The following is a 17,065-nucleotide window of genomic DNA, read 5'->3' on the forward strand; positions in this document are numbered from 1 at the left end:
CAACAATGAACAATAAAGCCGCGTTTTTTGACCGAGACGGTGTCATTAATGTAGAAAAAAATTATGTGTACAAAATCGAGGATTTTGAATTTATAGAAGGAGTTACTGAGGTCTTGAGAAAATTTCAAGACCTCGGTTATCTCCTTTTTATTATTACCAACCAAGCCGGCATCGGAAGAGGTTATTATACGGAACAAGATTTTTACAAATTGACGGATTGGATGTTAAACGAACTGCAAGGGCAAGGGATCCATATTATGAAGGTCTATCACTCACCTTATCACCCGGAGCATGGTATTGGACCCTATTTGAAGGATAGCTTCTGCAGAAAGCCGAACCCCGGCATGATTATTAAAGCTCAAGAAGATTATGCTCTCGATTTATCAACTTGTTATTTGATTGGCGATAAAGAGTCCGATATTGAAGCGGGACAGAGAGCCGGCATTCGTAGGACGATCCTTTTTGATCAAGAAATGAATCCGGATAGTTGGAGTACCAATGCAACTGATCAAGTAAGTCAAATGAAAGAGATCATAAATCTAATAGGATAGAGTAGAGGGACCATGAAAATTGTTGTCGATTTAACGATAGTACGCAGTGCGAATAAGATAACGGGTATAGAACGAGTTGCTCTTGAATCCATGAAACATATGGTGACGGACAGAGAATTCATGAGTGAACACCGACTTACGTTGTTATGTTCCAAAACTGGGAAAAGCGTTGTTGAGGCGTATTTAGGGCTGGAAACAAATCAACAGGAAGTGGCGCTATATTGCAGCCCATTTAAAAACAGAATATTGACCGATCAGTTTTGGATGCCCGCTATTCTTATGAAAATTAAACCTGACTACGTGTACTATACAACATTAGGTCTTCCTTTCCTTCAATTTTACAAGTACAGTATGATCTTCCACGACGCAGTTGCCTGGGCCATTCCCGAAACGATGTCAAAAGGGATGAAATATTATTACAAGCCTCTGTTAGAACGCGCATCTCATCATAGAAAGTTGGATAAAGTCATTACAGTTTCCCAGTTCTCGAAGAACGAAATTAGCGAGTATTTGCGTGTGCCCAAAGAGAAGATTCATGTGAATTATTTAGGTATTGCAGATGTATTTGATCAAGCTGCAAATGAACAACTTACAAACGAATCCATATTGAATAAGTATGGAATAACAAAAAAATATCTCATTTCCATTGGAACACTCGAGCCGAGAAAAAATCTCAAAGGATTGGTTCAGGCCTTTAAGTTAATAAAAGAAAAGTATGGTTTTGAGGGGCAGCTAGTGTTGGTTGGCCGAAAAGGCTGGATCCAAGAACTGCACATCCCCGCATCTTTGATGCAGGATATCATTTTAACGGGATTCGTTAGCGATTCTGAATTACCCGTATTGCTGCAAGGATCGGAAGCATTTGTGTTTCCATCCTATTATGAAGGGTTTGGTCTTCCGCTTATCGAGGCTATGTCGCTAGGGGTGCCGATCATTTCATCGAATCGAGGCTCATTGCCTGAAATTGGCGGGGAAGCTTGCTATTATTTTGACCCCTATGATGCCAACAACATGAGTCGAATTATAAATGACGTATTATGCGATACAGGCTTAAGAGAAGAAATGTCGGAGCAAGGAAGACGAAGAGCGAGCGAATTTACATGGCGGGAGCATTCGAATAGGTTGATTCGCATATTGAGTAATTGAGGAATGAGGTGAAAATACATTAGATGCAAACATTAAGATTAAGAGGTAATACAACGACTGTAGGTATATTGATTTGTATTTGTATTTTATTGGGGCTTGCTATCGGAGCCGTTACTGCGATTCATTCTACTTATTCATTAGTATTTCTGATTATTCCAATAATATATGTATTTACTAAAAGACCGTATTTAAGTTTTCTATTTCTTTTAGTTTTATTTCCAATACCTGGGGTATTTATAAGTCCTTCAATACATATTAGTCTACCAATTTCTCAATTGAGTTATGCATTTAATGGATTAGTTATCTTATTAACGATCTTCAGGATATGTAAGAGTCTGATCATTAATAAAAACGAAAAAAACCGGAATTCAACCATATTTAACGTGCTATTGGCTATTGTTTCAATAATGTTGCTGTATTTCACATGTTCTATTTTTTATAGCGTAGATAAACACCTCGGTATAACCTATTTATTAAGATTAATAATACCATTCTGTATGCTATTTTTGGCTTGGGATTTTTGTAAAGAAGAATCTAAGAAAAACACTCTTTTTATTGTTATCTCCTTTACCACTGCAATGCAGTCCATTTTGGGAATACTTGAATATTTTAAATTCCATGTAGTTTTAGGAACTTTTTATCATCCAGCCAATTTAACTATGTTTATGGGATTTGGAATGCTGATTACATTGTGGTTGTTTATGCAATCTAAGAAAGGGAGAGTATTTTATTTAATACTTTTACTAATTAATTTTATCCCATTTATTTTAGCTGGTGAAAGAATATCTTGGATTTCATTCATTATTTCTGCATTAATTCTGTCAAGCTACCGAAAGAGATATTACATATTTCTTGGTATAGTTTTTACTGCTATTTGGTTTTTCGGCCAAGAACTTCTTGCTTCTAGAATTGGAATGATTACCAGCTTCCAAGAAAGTGGTGGGTTCGATACCTCAAATTCTGTTGGTTGGAGGTTTAAGATCTGGGGGGTAATTTACAACCTAGCTTTACAAAATCCATTTTTCGGACATGGACTAGGATCATCAAATAGTGTGGTTGGAAGTGTTTATGTTAGTAATGCATTTGCACCCCATAATGAATATTTACGTTTGTTTTTTGAGGTTGGAGTTATAGGACTGTTGTTATTTATATTGGTTGTAGTTGTAATTATATTTGCTACTTTAAGGATTCAGAAGAACATGCGGATTTTAACAATAGCAGTAACTGCTGGGTATTTAGTGGATATGATAACAGATAATATTGTTATTTATCCAGAAGTAACCATGACATGCTTTGTAATTATTGGAGCTTGTTTATCTACACATAAACAAAATAGTGAATTAAAGAAGGGGACCCATCATGAAATTTTCATTAGTAATGCCAACCAAAAATAGGACGGCCGAGGTTGAAGAATTTTTACATTCATTAGAACAACAAACTTATCGTAAATTTGAGCTTATAGTGGTGGACCAAAATGAAGATAATCGTTTGGAACCAATTATAAAACGATACGAACAAAAATTTAATATAGTACATTTACGCTCAGAGACAGGACTTTCTTTAGCTAGAAACAAAGGGTTGTCAATAATGACTGGGGATATAGTTGCATTTCCAGATGATGATTGCAAGTATCCCCCGATTCTCTTGGAACAAATATTAGAACTTTCTCGGAAAAATTCCGAATATGCTGGATTTACTGGGCAAACCCTTAATGATGATTTTCTTCCTAGTCATGGCAAATTTGACTCGAGTCCAGGACAATTAAATAAACTAAATGTTTGGAAAAGAGCAATATCTATTACGATTTTTCTTAAAAGAGAAGTTATTGAAAAAGTAGGTGCTTTCGATGAAACACTCGGGGTAGGAGCTAATACTCCATGGGGATCAGGGGAAGAAACTGATTTTTTGATCAGGGCACTGAATTCTGGATATAAGTTATTTTATGACCCTCAAATAATAGTCTTACACCCTATTGCAATTACGGAATATAACAAAGCCGCATTTCAAAGATCTTACAAGTATAACTCTGGAATGGGTAGAGTTTTGCGAAAACATAACTACCCTATATGGTATGTTATGTATTTGTTTGCAAGACCTATTGCAGGAATGGCCTTAGCAATATTGAAAGGAAATGTAAAAAAATTACCATACAATTGGAACATGTTAAGAGGCAGGATTAAGGGATGGGTGTCTATTTGAGTTTGAATTAATTTCAAGTTAGAAAACCTAGTACTGAAAGAAGGAACTAAGTAGGAGGCTTTATGAATAGGCCATTAGTTACCGTAATTGTACCCATTTATAATTGTGAGAAATATATTGAAGAATGTATTACATCACTATCTAATCAAACAATAGCTAAGCAGCTCGAAATTATTATTATTGACGATGGTTCGGAAGATAACAGCTTTTTTGTTGCAAAGAACGCATTGCATAAAAGTGGGATTAATGGCAAGGTGTTAACTCAATCAAATAAAGGAGTCAGTACTGCAAGAAATGTTGGAATCAATCATGCTAGTGGTTATTTCCTTACTTTTCTGGACGCAGACGATACGATAGACCAAGATGGTATAGAACTATTATGTAATAGGGCCCTTGAGAACAAATCTGATTTTGCCTATGGTGGGTTCAGGGTTGTGGATACTAATCTTAAGGAAATCAGTGATTTTAAATTTTCTTACATAGAAGGATCTGGTATCGACATAACTTCGTCCTTATTAAAAAGAGAGACATGGATTCGACTTGGTTCTTTTATTGTATCTTCAGACCTCATAGAAAAAAAACAAATCACTTTTATCGATGGATGCAAATATGGAGAAGATCAGGAATTTATTGTTAAATGTCTAGTTAATACAAAAATGGTAGTTGCTGCGTCAAGATCTATTTACAATTATAGGCAACATACTTACTCTGCGATGAAACAGGCAAGCTTATCTCAATTTGATTTTGTTGAAGCAATGAAAAGAATATATAACTATTTATTGATGAAATGTCCGAATGAGAAGCAACTACTTAAATTAATGGATGAGTCAATAATATTAGAAGCATATTATTTCACTATTAAATTACTCGCAAGTCTCGATATTGGTTACCGAACCTTAATTAAATATATCGAGGATAAGAAATATGATGAAATATTCCAGTCTTCAAAAATGAATAGTAACAGTAGTTTATATATTAAGTTGTTCCTATGGGAGAAGAATTCATACTTAATTTATAAGCTAATAAGAGGAAATTATATAGTTAAATACGCAATAAAGAAAATGTTGAATATTAACTAACTGTTCTTTATTTATCACAATTGGTTCCTATTTGTAACTTTTCAGTTAAGTTCGTAAAAAAATCCCCATGAAATTGTGTATTGTAACTAGTTTTCATGGGCCATACGAATAAATTTAGAAATAAGAGGTGTTTGCAATGAGGGTTTTAATAACTGGTGGACTAGGTTTTATTGGATCCCATGTCGCAGAGCGTTTCCACAAAGAAGGTCATCAAATTTTCATCATAGATAATCTATCATCTGGAAATTCGGATAACCTCGATATTCCCCATAAATTGTATTCGCTGAATGTAGAAAGTTCGAAATGTGTTGAGGTCTTTAGTAGTCATAAATTCGATGTCGTTATTCATCTTGCTGCACAGATCAACGTAGCCACATCTATGGAAAATCCCTATCTTGATGCCAAATCAAATATTCTCGGTTTAAATAATATGCTAAGTTTATCAGCCAAATATGGGGTGAAAAAGTTTATATTTGCATCATCAGCCGCTGTTTATGGGATGAATGAAAGTATACCTCTTCAAGAAGAGGCGATTTGTAATCCTCTCTCACCTTATGGTATGAACAAATGGCTTGGAGAATATTATTGCAAAAAATTTTTTGAGTTATATGGTTTGGATACGCTGTGTTTCCGCTTTTCAAACGTATATGGTCCTCGGCAAGGGAGGACTGGCGAAGGGGGCGTTATTTCAATTTATCTGGAACGTATGTTTAATAATCAGGACCTCATTATTTATGGTGATGGTCATCAAACCCGCGATTTTATTTACGTTGAAGATGTCGCTGATGCTATATATCGAGGTGTTAAGGCCGAATATAAGAACGTTCTAAACTTGTCTACCAATACAGAGAAAAGTGTAAACGAGCTCCTTGAAATATTTAAAGAGCTTCACCCTATTAAAGGTGTCGTTCATCGTGATGTGCGTATCGGTGATATTTATCGTTCCAGCTTGGATAATACAAAGATCAAGCGTGAGCTTGATTGGGTGCCCATGTATAGCCTCAAAGAAGGCTTGACCAAAACATATAATTGGTTCGCTGCACTGAAACAAAACCCAATGAAAATATCTAAAGAAAGTGCTATATGATTATTGAAATCATTTGTTAACCGCTTATTTAACGTTGCAATCAATATATACAAGTGAAGAGCTATTAAATAAAATAAAAATAGGGAGCAATGATTTTGAAAATCCTTGTATCTGCATATCTGGATAGAAATTTTGGGGATGACATGATGGTGTATATGCTTGCTAATGAACTAAGAGAACACGAAATTTATCTTGATTCAGATAGTAACAATAACAATTCAGTATTAATGCTTCCATTTGAGGATATACCTAATGTTTATCGTTTTAATTTGCAAGGTAGTTCAAAAGAACGTCTAAAACAAATAAAAGAGTTTGATGCCTATATCAAAATTGGCGGATCAATGTTTATGATTTCCGGTGAAGTTACTACCCCGAAAAAATTGAGGGATACAATTAAACACTATCAAAAGCTTATGATAATAAAAAAACTCAAAAAGTATGGAATCCCATATTTCATTTTAGGATGTAACACAGGGCCTTTCCAAACAAAACGAGGAGAATCTTTAGCATTAAAAGAATTTGCTGCGGCAACTCTTGTAACTGTAAGAGACAAAACTTCATATGAATTCGTTTCACAGGTCAAGTCTCCGACTGATCTTTTTTTATTTCCGGACATTTTACTTTCTTGCCCAATTCAAAGCTCTAACAATAGAGAAAGAAACTGTTTAGGAATTTCAGCATACCGGTCAAGTGATAATGAGGTTAATTATGCATCCTATAAGAAGATGGCAGAGGTCGCAGATCAATACATTGACAATACTGGTGGGACAGTTATTCTCTACGCCCTTGATGTAGAACATGAAAATGACCTCTCCGCGGCACATACGATCAAACATTTTGCAAAAAGACAAGATCGTATAGAAATCGTGGCTCATGCGGGAGAACCCGCCAACTTTATAGAATCATTAAATCGATGCAGCACGATGCTATCGGTTCGTTTCCATTCAGCCATCATGGCGATGAGGTTAGGCATTCCATTCTTACCCATTGCATATTCAAACAAAATGAATAATCTTTTGGATGATATTGGTTATACGGGTAAAAGAATTTCAATTAAGGAAATGAAGAATTTAGATGCAAAAGAAGTAGTGAAGAGCCTCTTAAATCATGATGATCTTTGTTCTAATATCAATTGGAAGGTATTTGAACAAGCGCAGGGGCATATGAGAGTAATAAGTAACTACTTTAAAATAGGATCCGTTGAAACGCAAAACCTAAAGGGCGGAATTAGTTGTGAAACGTGAAGGTAGTTATCAATTAAAATTGGGCGCAGTCCTTTCTTATGCGGGTATTTTTTTACAGAATATAATAAATATCGTTTACACACCTATCATGCTTAGATACCTTGGGCAAGCCGAGTATGGTTTATACGTGTTGATCGGCTCACTCATTGGTTATATAGCTGTCATGGATTTCGGTCTCGGTAATACGATATCGCGGTATATCGCAAAGTTTCGAGTTGAGCAAGATCGTACAAAGGAATCAAATTTAGTTGCCATGTGCTTGATCATGTACAGCGGCATCTCCCTTCTTGCTATCGTTGTTGGAGCAATCCTGTATGGACAGCTAGGCGTCGTATTTAAAAACGGGCTTACGATAAGTGAATTAGATGAAGCAAAAATAATGTTCGCCATCCTGATTTTCAATGTAGCGATTTCTTTTCCATTAAATACATTTAATGCAATTTTGATCGGCTATGAAAAGTTTGTTGTCAGTAATTCATTTTCATTAATTCGGATTATTCTAGTCCCATGTTTTGTTGTCCCAATGCTGCTGCTAGGATACAACGCAGTGTCTGTTGTTGTCATCAACACGATCTTTAATATCCTGGTTGGAATTATGAATGTACTTTATGTACTGATTAAGTTAAGAGTAAAGATACGAATTTATTATTTTGATAAGGCCTTTGTTAAAGAGTTGACGAGGTACTCCATATTTGTATTTATTGGTGTGATTGTCGATCAAATTTACTGGAGGACAGGTCAAATCATATTAGGTGTTTATAAAAGCACAATAGTGGTATCTGTTTATGCTATAGCTATGCAAATTTGTACATATTACATGACTCTTTCCACGACGATTTCAGGAGTATTCTTACCCAGAGTTACTCAAATGGTTGCCCAAAACACGAGTGATCAAGAGATAACCAAACTATTCACGCGTACTGGAAGGCTGCAGTTCATTATTCTCGGCTGCATTCTGGGAGGATTTATTTTGTTTGGCAAACAATTTCTCATTCTTTGGGCAGGTCCTCAGTATGCAGATGCTTGGTTGCTTATCTTAATTATAATAATTCCGCTCACAGTGCCACTCATTCAGACAGTGGGGATATCCGTTCTTCAAGCGAAAAATATGCATGCCTTTCGTTCCGTTACCTATCTTTGCGTCGCAATCGCGAATCTTGGGTTAAGCGTAGTACTCGTCCCCCAAATGGTTGGATTAGGCGCGGCTCTAAGTACTGCTCTTTCATTAATTATTGGGAACATAATCATCATCAATGTGTATTATCATAAAAAAGTCGGTATAAACGTTATCGCATTTTTTAGAAGTATATTGACCTTGCTTCCGGTTGCAGGGATTGCTTGGTTAATCAGTTCTGTAGGATTACTAATGACAGAGAATTCATGGATATCACTGTTGTTAAAAGGTTCAATTTATATTATTACTTATATATTAGCAATGTGGTTTATAGGTTTTAACGATGATGAAAAGCAGCTACTTACGAGGCCATTAGCAAGCTTTAAAAAAGCAAAGAGAGTGAATGTTCCCGAACGCGTTTAGATTAATGTTTGAAAAACCTTATATTACCTGAAAAGAGGTTTTCCTGTGAATAAAATGTCCCGCAGGGAATTTTTAATTAAAGGAGGGTTACTGGCATTAGCAGCCAGTGGCACATTTTCCATTAGCCGATACGTCTATTCATCAGTTGCCGGAAGCAGTGACAAGAAGGACGAGATGCACTATGACATTGTTGTGTATGGTGGCACAGCGGCAGGCATCATTGCCGCCGTTCAAGCAGCTAAGATGGGAAAAAAAGTTGCACTACTTGAGCCTTCTGCACGTTTAGGCGGGATGAGCAGCGGGGGGCTAGGCTATACAGATTTGGGTAATAAATCAGTAATTGGAGGCCTCGCCTTAGAGTTTTATTCAAGGATTGGCAAGAAGTATGGAAAGAACGAGCCCGTTTGGATTTTTGAGCCCAAGGTTGCTTTGGAGGTATGCAATGATTTTATAAGTGAATACAACATTCCGGTTTTTTATAATGAAAGATTAAACCTCACGGATGGGGTTGTAAAAATTGAATCCCGTATCCAATCGATCGCGATGGAATCGGGGAAAAAGTTCAATGCCAACATGTTCATAGACGCTACATACGAAGGGGATTTGATGGCGAAAGCTAATGTTAGCTACGCAGTTGGAAGAGAAGCTAATAGTACTTATGGTGAAACCTTAAATGGGGTTCAGACTGTAAAAGCCAAGGGTCATCAACTTCCAAGTAAAATAGATCCTTTTAACATAAAAGGGGATCCACAAAGCGGATTGTTACCTCATGTTAATCCGGTTCCAGGAACAAAAGATGGAATCGCCGACAAGGGAATTCAGGCATACTGCTTCCGGGTATGTTTTTCAACTGATCCCAATAATCGCGTATTCATAGAAAAACCGGAAGGCTATAACGAGCGGGAATATGAAATTCTTTTCCGCGCAATTGAGGCAGGGCAAAAGGAGTTCTTCACACTAACGGGAGTGCCGAATCACAAGACGGACTCTAACAATTCTTCCGGAATTTCATTCGATTATATTGGTGCAAACTATGAATATCCCGATGCTGATTATAAAAAAAGAGCTGAAATTATTAAAGCTCATGAAGTTTATCAAAAAGGATTCATATGGACACTTCAAAATCATCCCCGGGTTCCAGAATCCATCCGTAAGTTTTACCAGCATCTAGGCTTGCCACTTGATGAATTTGTTGAAAACGGTCACTGGCCCACTCAGTTATATATTCGTGAAGCCAGAAGAATGATCAGTGATCTTGTCATGAATGAGAAACATATTATGCTTCACGATAAATTTTCAGATCCGGTGGGCATGGGTTCCTATACGATGGACTCTCATCATGTAGAACGATATGTCGATACGGAAGGGTATGTTCGAAATGAGGGGAACATTGAGGCACCGGTCTCAAAACCTTATCCCGTTAGCTACCGAGCTATGGTACCATTCGAAAAGGAATGCACAAATGTGATTGTTCCTGTTTGTGTTGCAGCTTCTCATATTGCGTACGGCTCCGTTCGGATGGAGCCCGTATTTATGATACTAGGACAATCGGCAGCTACCGCCGCTGTTCTTGCTATCGATCAAGGGCTGAGCGTTCAGAAGCTTGATTACAACACACTTCAATTGAGACTGAAGAGTGATGGACAGGTGCTGTCCACAAACGCATAGAAATAACTTTTTTTATTTGGAGGGACGGTTCATGAAATTTGCACTTCTTTCAGGGGGATCCGGAAAAAGACTGTGGCCTTTATCGAACGATTCCAGATCAAAGCAATTTCTTAAAGTGTTAACCAACCCTCAAGGACAATTGGAGTCCATGGTTCAACGTGTATGGAGACAGCTAAAGGTGACTGGGCTTCAGGAATCCGCTTACGTGGTCACGGGAAAAGGTCAGCTGGAAATGATTCAAAGCCAACTCAGCGATAATGTGAACGTCATCGTTGAACCTAGCAGAAGAGATACATTCCCGGCAATCGCATTAACGGCAACGTACTTGTACTCCGTAGTGGGAGTGAACTTGGATGAAGTAATAGCGGTTCTTCCTGTTGATCCTTATGCAGATGATCTCTTCTTTGCGAAGATTGCGGAATTAGAAGAGATTATAAATTCATCGGGTGCAGACATCGCACTTATGGGTGTGAAACCGACGTATCCCTCAGAAAAATACGGTTACATTGTTCCTACCGATAATAGGGAAGGACAAGGATATCATATAGTCAGTCACTTTAGAGAAAAACCCGACGAAGACCAAGCGCGAACCCTTATGGAAGAAGGAGCGCTTTGGAATTGCGGGGTTTTTGCTTTTAAATTGGATTATTTGATTGATTTATTGGTGCGAAATGGTTTGCCTATTCAATATGATGAAATGTTGAAACATTATGATTCGCTTCGCAAAATCAGCTTCGATTATGAAGTCGTCGAGCGAGCAGAGAAGATCGTCGTTGCACAATTCGATGGTATGTGGAAGGATTTGGGGACGTGGAACACGCTTACCGAAGAAATTGCTGCACCTATTATTGGCAAAGGGATTGTTTGCGAGAATTCGCCTCATACGCATCTCATTAACGAATTAGATATCCCTGTTACGGTTCTCGGTTGTCCTAATTTAATTGTGGCCACGAGTCCGGATGGAATCTTGGTCGCAGACAAGTCGAGCAGCCCTCAGATTAAGGAGCTGATAAAGAACGTAGAGCAGCGTCCAATGTTCGAAGAGAGACGGTGGGGATGGTACCGCGTATTGGATTACATCAAGAAGGATGACCGTGAAATTCTAACGAAACGCATTGGGATTGATGCTGGAAGAAACCTAAGCTACCAACTGCATACCAAACGCAGTGAAGCGTGGACCATTATTTCCGGAGAAGGAGAATTCATCCTTAATGATAAAATCTTTCACGTTCAAGTCGGTGATGTGATTCAGATTCCGATCAGAGCGAGACATAGTATTAGAGCTATTACAGATTTAGAAATCATAGAAGTGCAGTCCGGCTCAGAGCTAATTGAAGAAGATATCATTCGTCTCTATATGGATTGGAATGAGATTGTGAATCAAGCTGTTCGATTATAATGGCTCCCTGTGCATCTTTTATAGAGTGCACGGGGAGTTTTTTTGTTATTTTATCCTGCTTTGTGGAAATAATGGATAATGTATTGCAAAGGGAGGATAAGTCATCGTGAAAATAAATTTGAAACAATTTCTGCTGTATGTGTTGCCGATTATTCTATGGTTCGGGCTCATTTTTGCACTATCATCACAAAGTTATCAAGAACAAGATATAAAGCCGATCCTTAAAAAGGAGTTATCCGACAAAACCATTACTAACCATTTTGCCGGTACAAGCTTTTCCTATGGCTCACACCTAATAAGTATTAAGGCAGACGGTGCATTTGGGTTTATCGAGTTTTTCATCCGAAAATCCGCGCATCTGCTCGTTTACAGTGTACTAGGAATGCTAATCGCGCGATTATTTAAATCGCTCACTCATTGGCGGTTAAGCAGAAGTTATTTTTGTTCCGTGCTCATATGCGCGGTCTACGCTGCAACGGATGAATTTCATCAAAGCTTTGTTCCTGGTCGCACTGCTTTAGTAACAGATGTCGTATTAGATACTTGTGGTGCTGCGCTTGGGATATTGCTCTATCTATCCATTTCTCAAATTTTTCAAACTATTTATAAGAAAAAGATCATAATCCCTTGATTTGTTACATAATGTATCATATAATGAATATCGTAATACATAATGTAACAGATTACGACATTTAGATATAGGTTAAGGGGGAATCAATAGTGAATAACACAGATTTGGTTTATTGTGTCGAATGCAACTCGATTTCGACAAGAAATAATGCTGAAAAGATATTTAAAACGGGCTATTTTAAAACGACCATTCCATTAGGCCATTGCAAGGAATGTGCATGCGCGGAAATCAAAGAGTTAAACATTGAGATCGTAAGCGGCACACAGGAATGCTATTCGGACTATACTGTGCCTGTATCATTACTGGCTTAGGCCCTAAATTGTGATAAGGGTGGCATGAAAAGGTGTCGAAAGAACAGATATCGAAAAAGTTGTGGAATCGATGGATCATTAGTTGTGTATGCTTGCTGTTGGGAATAGCGGTTATGGTTTCGGCCGTTTATTACCACAGCAGCATGATCCGTTATATCCAACAGGGAGATTCGGTTGAACATCAGAACCGTTCAAAAAGTTAATAAATAGCGTCCATTTTTGTAAGCGCTACCAATGAAAATAAATAAAAAATACGCCACCCGATTAATCGGAGGACGTGATTTTTTAATTCAATAAATGCCTGTAAGCACTATAATCAATCTTTTCCTTATCCAAAAAGCTGGTCAAACTCTTGTAGTCACGCCGCGGCGTTGCGAGGATATACCCTTCAATACAATGTTCGCGCGTTACTTCCCTTGCTCCGCTTTCTAAAGCAACTTGGCCAATTCTAGCGGCAATGGAGTGTTTCGCGATATCACGAAATGGTGTTGGAACAGGCGCTACAAGTTGATCGAGAAAAGCTTTGGAATCATCTGTCCAAAGGTGTCGGGAGCTGTCGACATAATGATTTTGCCAGTCGAGTTTGGATTTGCCGTCTTCTTTAGGCAGGACCTTAAGGAATTTGCGGAACATGAAGTAGCCGCCCACTGACATGAAGAACAGCAGGACACATACCCAAAAGATGATGAACCACATGAAAAAGTCATTAGCCATTTATATAACACCTCACTGATTTGCATCGTATTATCATTAGAATTATAGCAAATTTCTAGATTTCTTGCGACAATACGAGTAAAATAGGAAGGTAGTGACCACTCGAAAAGGAGTAAATTAATCATGCCCAAAATTGGATCGCACGTTTCGTTCTCTGATAAAGGTCTTTTAAATGCAGCTGAAGAAGCTATTTCATACGGTTCATCTACGTTTATGATATACACAGGAGCACCGCAAAATACGCGCCGCAAACCGATTGAAACTCAATTTATCGAAGAAGGCAAAGCATTGATGGACAAGCATGCCATTCATGAAATTGTCGTACACGCGCCGTATATCATTAACCTGGGCTCTTACAAGGATGACACGTTCGAGTTGGCGGTTCGCTTCCTCCAAGAAGAAATTCGCCGTACCGATTACATCGGTGTCCGCAATATTGTCCTGCATCCCGGTGCATATACGGATAAAGACGCAGAGTACGGGATAGCGCGAATTGCTGAAGGCTTGAATGAAGTGCTTGCAGGCGTCAAAGATACGAATGTTAACATTGCTCTTGAAACCATGGCTGGTAAAGGTACTGAAATCGGACGAAGCTTTGAGGAAATAGCATCCATTATGGAAAAAGTAGAGGATAACGGCAAGCTAACGGTTTGTCTGGATACTTGCCACGTTCACGATGCGGGCTATGATATTGTCAACGATTTGGATGGGGTACTTGATCATTTTGACCGTATTGTCGGCTTGGACAAGCTTGGCGTTATTCACCTTAACGACAGCAAAAATCCACGCGGAGCCAGTAAAGACCGTCATGCGCCGGTGGGGTCAGGATGGATCGGCTTTCAAGCGATGAACAATGTTGCTCGTCATGAGAAGCTGCAGCACTTGCCGATGATTCTAGAGACGCCTTGGATCGGGAAAGACGATAAAACGCAGCGTCCAATGTATGAAGCGGAGATTGCGCTGCTCTCAGGTAATTTAAGCGGGCGTTTTGGCGGCGAATTCCTGGATCATGTAGAGCGAATTGATCACTTATTTGGGAAAAAAGATATCCATCATCGCGATTTCATCCTGAACACGTGGGATCTTTTGAAGAACGATGCTAAAGCGAAAAAGGCAGACGGACGCGAGCCGTTAGAACGCCTTTATGACCTTGTGCACGAAGAGCAATTATTGCCTGAGCTTAGCGAAGAACAAATCAATCAGCGTCTAACTGTGTGGCTCGCAGGCAAAGAAGCGCTGAAACAAGCATAAAAAATAGAGAGACAGATTATCGTAGGGGGATTAACATGGAGCGGGAAAATAACAGCAACAGAGCGAGAATGCTCATTTCTTGTCCGGATCAGCCGGGTATTGTAGCGGCGGTCTCGCAGTTTTTATTTGAATATGGCGCAAATATCGTGCAATCGGATCAGTATACAATGGACCCGGAAGGCGGCATGTTTTTTATCCGGATCGAGTTTGACTTGCCGGAGCTAGCCGATCGTGCCAAGCAGTTGAAACAGGATTTTGCCGTAGTGGCGGACAAATTCTCAATGGACTGGAGTCTTTCTTTGGCGAGCCAGAAGAAACGTTTGGCTATCTTTGTTTCCAAGGAAGATCACGCTTTGCTTGAGCTGCTTTGGCATTGGCGCGCAGGCGATCTCAACGCGGATATCGCGATGGTGATCAGTAATCATCCGGATATGAGGGAATTGGTGGAGCCTTTCGGTATCCCTTACCATCATATCCCTGTAACGGCGGACACGAAAGCGGAGGCCGAGCGTCGCCAGCTTGAAGTGGTTGGTGACCGAGTCGATGCGATTATTCTTGCACGCTATATGCAGATCGTATCTCCATCCTTTATCAAGCATTATGCGAATCGAATTATTAACATCCACCATTCGTTCCTACCGGCATTTGTTGGTGGGAAGCCATATGCGCAAGCCCACAATCGCGGGGTGAAGATCATTGGAGCCACCGCGCATTACGTGACGGAAGAGCTAGATGCCGGACCGATCATTGAGCAGGACGTTCAGCGTGTCAGTCACCGGGATAACGTGGAAGATTTGAAGCGAATCGGCCGTCATATCGAACGGATTGTGCTCGCCAGAGCGGTAACCTGGCATGTGGAAGATCGGATTATTGTGCATAACAATAAGACGGTTGTTTTTAACTAAAAGAAAAACCGCCCATAGGCAAGCTTGGCTTGAATTACAAGCCACAGCTCCTAATGAGCGGTTTTTTGTTCTTTTACAAGTCAAATAAATTTGAGTTTTTCATGGGCTTTTCCGCCCAATGCAAACTTTGCATCACCACGCAGCCATTCATCTATCAACGTATAGTAAACAGAACGGAAATCAACTTCATATTTTAAGTCTCCGTTATCAAGATTGGTAAGACTCGGGAAGGCCCCATATAAACCACCATTCACTTGATCTCCTATGACAAAGACCGGAGCAGCAGTACCATGATCGGTTCCTCCGCTCCCATTCTCTTTCAAACGGCGCCCAAATTCGGAGAAAACCATTACGATAACGTCTTTTTCCATACCATTAATTTTAAGATCACGGAAAAATGCCCCCAGACCGCTATCCAATTGTGATAAGGTTTTCGCATGTTGTTGTTTTTCCTGCGCATGGTCGTCGAAACCGCCTAATTGCGCGTAATAAACTCGAGTGCCAGCTTTCCCGCAAATCAGTTTAGTAATCAGTTGTAAGTTTTTTGCAAATGGATTGTCTGGATAGGGAGTCGTATTCACGTAGCTGCTTACGAGAGATTGAATATCTTGTACGCTTTGAAATGCTGACAGACCATACTGGCTTACGACGCGGAGGAGCTCTTGATTATTCTTCTTTTGTTGATTATAAATATCTGAAAGAACTTGGGTCATACTTTGCTTGATGTTGGTGGCTGTTTTTATACCGAAAGCTTGATAAAGCTCTAAAGATTGAATAACAGGAACATCGAAGTTTGGATCAAGAAAAGCTTTATTCCGGGTGCCGCCTATTTGAACAGCCGGAAGGTTGTGCTTGGAGAGGGATGAGCTCACATATCGCCCAAGCCAGCCAGAGTCAATAAGTTTGTCAGGCTCTCCCGTTTGCCAGATATCCATGGAGCGAAAGTGCGAATGATCGGGGTTCGGATAGCCGACTCCCTGTACGATGGCAAGCTTCCTGTCCTTATATAGTTGATGTAATTCCGTTAGTTTAGGGTGAAGACCCAATTCATCATCTAATACTAGTACTTCATTCTGTTTGTACCCAAGGGTTGGTCTGGCGTCATAATATTCGCCTTTTCCATAAGGAATCACGGTATTAAGTCCATCATTCCCTCCTGAGAGCTGAACAACGACTAGTACAGGGGACTTGACGCGATGAAAGGGATCAAATTCTGCATTTCCCGTAAGAATGTCACGTCCTTTTGCTGTACCCAGGAATGTAGAGCCAAAACTTAATGCAGCAATCATTGCAGTGCTCTTTTTAAGAAAACCTCTTCGGGTCAGTTTCATCGTTTTCCTCCA

16 protein-coding genes are annotated in these 17,065 nt (G+C 39.3%); 14 read left to right on the plus strand and 2 right to left on the minus strand.

Features of this window, described 5'->3' with window-relative positions; all coding sequences use genetic code 11:
• The first annotated feature begins 5 nt into the window (after window positions 1-5).
• The 12 genes from ACFQZT_RS27525 to ACFQZT_RS27580 all read left to right on the plus strand — a co-directional run bounded on the left by ACFQZT_RS27525 (window position 6) and on the right by ACFQZT_RS27580 (window position 12,852).
• A complete protein-coding gene (locus ACFQZT_RS27525; protein ID WP_379305249.1) occupies window positions 6-551 on the plus strand; it encodes a D-glycero-alpha-D-manno-heptose-1,7-bisphosphate 7-phosphatase in 546 nt (181 codons plus the stop codon).
• Between the two features lie 12 nt (window positions 552-563).
• A complete protein-coding gene (locus ACFQZT_RS27530; protein WP_379305251.1) occupies window positions 564-1,697 on the plus strand; it encodes a glycosyltransferase family 4 protein in 1,134 nt (377 codons plus the stop codon).
• Window positions 1,698-1,720: 23 nt separating this feature from the next.
• The gene (locus tag ACFQZT_RS27535) at window positions 1,721-3,091 is read left to right on the plus strand and encodes an O-antigen ligase family protein (RefSeq protein WP_379305253.1); all 1,371 of its coding nucleotides are present in this window, start codon (window positions 1,721-1,723) and stop codon (window positions 3,089-3,091) included.
• A complete protein-coding gene (locus ACFQZT_RS27540; protein WP_379305255.1) occupies window positions 3,057-3,896 on the plus strand; it encodes a glycosyltransferase family 2 protein in 840 nt (279 codons plus the stop codon). Before ACFQZT_RS27535 ends, ACFQZT_RS27540 begins: the two co-directional genes overlap by 35 nt.
• A 62-nt stretch (window positions 3,897-3,958) precedes the next feature.
• Window positions 3,959-4,975, plus strand: coding sequence for a glycosyltransferase family 2 protein (locus tag ACFQZT_RS27545; RefSeq protein WP_379305257.1), 1,017 nt, complete (start codon window positions 3,959-3,961; stop codon window positions 4,973-4,975).
• Window positions 4,976-5,111: 136 nt separating this feature from the next.
• Window positions 5,112-6,062: an NAD-dependent epimerase/dehydratase family protein gene (locus ACFQZT_RS27550; RefSeq protein ID WP_379305259.1), complete on the plus strand. Its 951-nt coding sequence runs from the start codon at window positions 5,112-5,114 to the stop codon at window positions 6,060-6,062.
• Between the two features lie 95 nt (window positions 6,063-6,157).
• Complete coding sequence (locus ACFQZT_RS27555) at window positions 6,158-7,306, plus strand: polysaccharide pyruvyl transferase family protein (RefSeq protein WP_379305261.1); 1,149 nt, start codon at window positions 6,158-6,160, stop codon at window positions 7,304-7,306.
• Entirely contained in the window at window positions 7,296-8,843 is a 1,548-nt protein-coding gene (locus tag ACFQZT_RS27560) for an oligosaccharide flippase family protein (protein WP_379305263.1), read from the plus strand. The genes ACFQZT_RS27555 and ACFQZT_RS27560 overlap by 11 nt, the downstream gene beginning before the upstream one ends.
• A 54-nt stretch (window positions 8,844-8,897) precedes the next feature.
• Window positions 8,898-10,511, plus strand: a complete 1,614-nt coding sequence (locus tag ACFQZT_RS27565) for an FAD-dependent oxidoreductase (RefSeq protein ID WP_379305483.1) — start codon at window positions 8,898-8,900, stop codon at window positions 10,509-10,511.
• A gap of 31 nt (window positions 10,512-10,542) precedes the next feature.
• Window positions 10,543-11,910, plus strand: a complete 1,368-nt coding sequence (locus tag ACFQZT_RS27570; protein WP_379305265.1) for a sugar phosphate nucleotidyltransferase — start codon at window positions 10,543-10,545, stop codon at window positions 11,908-11,910.
• A 106-nt stretch (window positions 11,911-12,016) separates the two neighbouring features.
• On the plus strand, window positions 12,017-12,541 hold the full coding sequence (locus tag ACFQZT_RS27575) for a VanZ family protein (protein WP_379305267.1): 525 nt from the start codon (window positions 12,017-12,019) through the stop codon (window positions 12,539-12,541).
• Between the two features lie 89 nt (window positions 12,542-12,630).
• Window positions 12,631-12,852, plus strand: coding sequence for a hypothetical protein (locus ACFQZT_RS27580; RefSeq protein ID WP_379305269.1), 222 nt, complete (start codon window positions 12,631-12,633; stop codon window positions 12,850-12,852).
• 285 nt (window positions 12,853-13,137) lie between these two features.
• Here ACFQZT_RS27580 and ACFQZT_RS27585 read toward each other — a convergent pair whose 3' ends face one another.
• Window positions 13,138-13,566: a DUF2621 domain-containing protein gene (locus ACFQZT_RS27585; protein WP_379305271.1), complete on the minus strand. Its 429-nt coding sequence runs from the start codon at window positions 13,564-13,566 to the stop codon at window positions 13,138-13,140.
• 123 nt (window positions 13,567-13,689) lie between these two features.
• On the opposite strand from ACFQZT_RS27585, the gene ACFQZT_RS27590 reads away from it, so the two are divergent.
• Window positions 13,690-14,817, plus strand: coding sequence for a deoxyribonuclease IV (locus tag ACFQZT_RS27590; RefSeq protein WP_379305273.1), 1,128 nt, complete (start codon window positions 13,690-13,692; stop codon window positions 14,815-14,817).
• 35 nt (window positions 14,818-14,852) lie between these two features.
• On the plus strand, window positions 14,853-15,722 hold the full coding sequence (purU, locus tag ACFQZT_RS27595) for a formyltetrahydrofolate deformylase (protein WP_379305275.1): 870 nt from the start codon (window positions 14,853-14,855) through the stop codon (window positions 15,720-15,722).
• A gap of 80 nt (window positions 15,723-15,802) precedes the next feature.
• Here purU and ACFQZT_RS27600 read toward each other — a convergent pair whose 3' ends face one another.
• Complete coding sequence (locus ACFQZT_RS27600) at window positions 15,803-17,053, minus strand: DUF1501 domain-containing protein (RefSeq protein ID WP_379305277.1); 1,251 nt, start codon at window positions 17,051-17,053, stop codon at window positions 15,803-15,805.
• Window positions 17,054-17,065: the final 12 nt, after the last annotated feature.

This window comes from Paenibacillus sp. GCM10027628, from assembly GCF_042676385.1.
In the GTDB taxonomy this organism is placed as follows: Bacteria; Bacillota; Bacilli; order Paenibacillales; family NBRC-103111; genus Paenibacillus_E.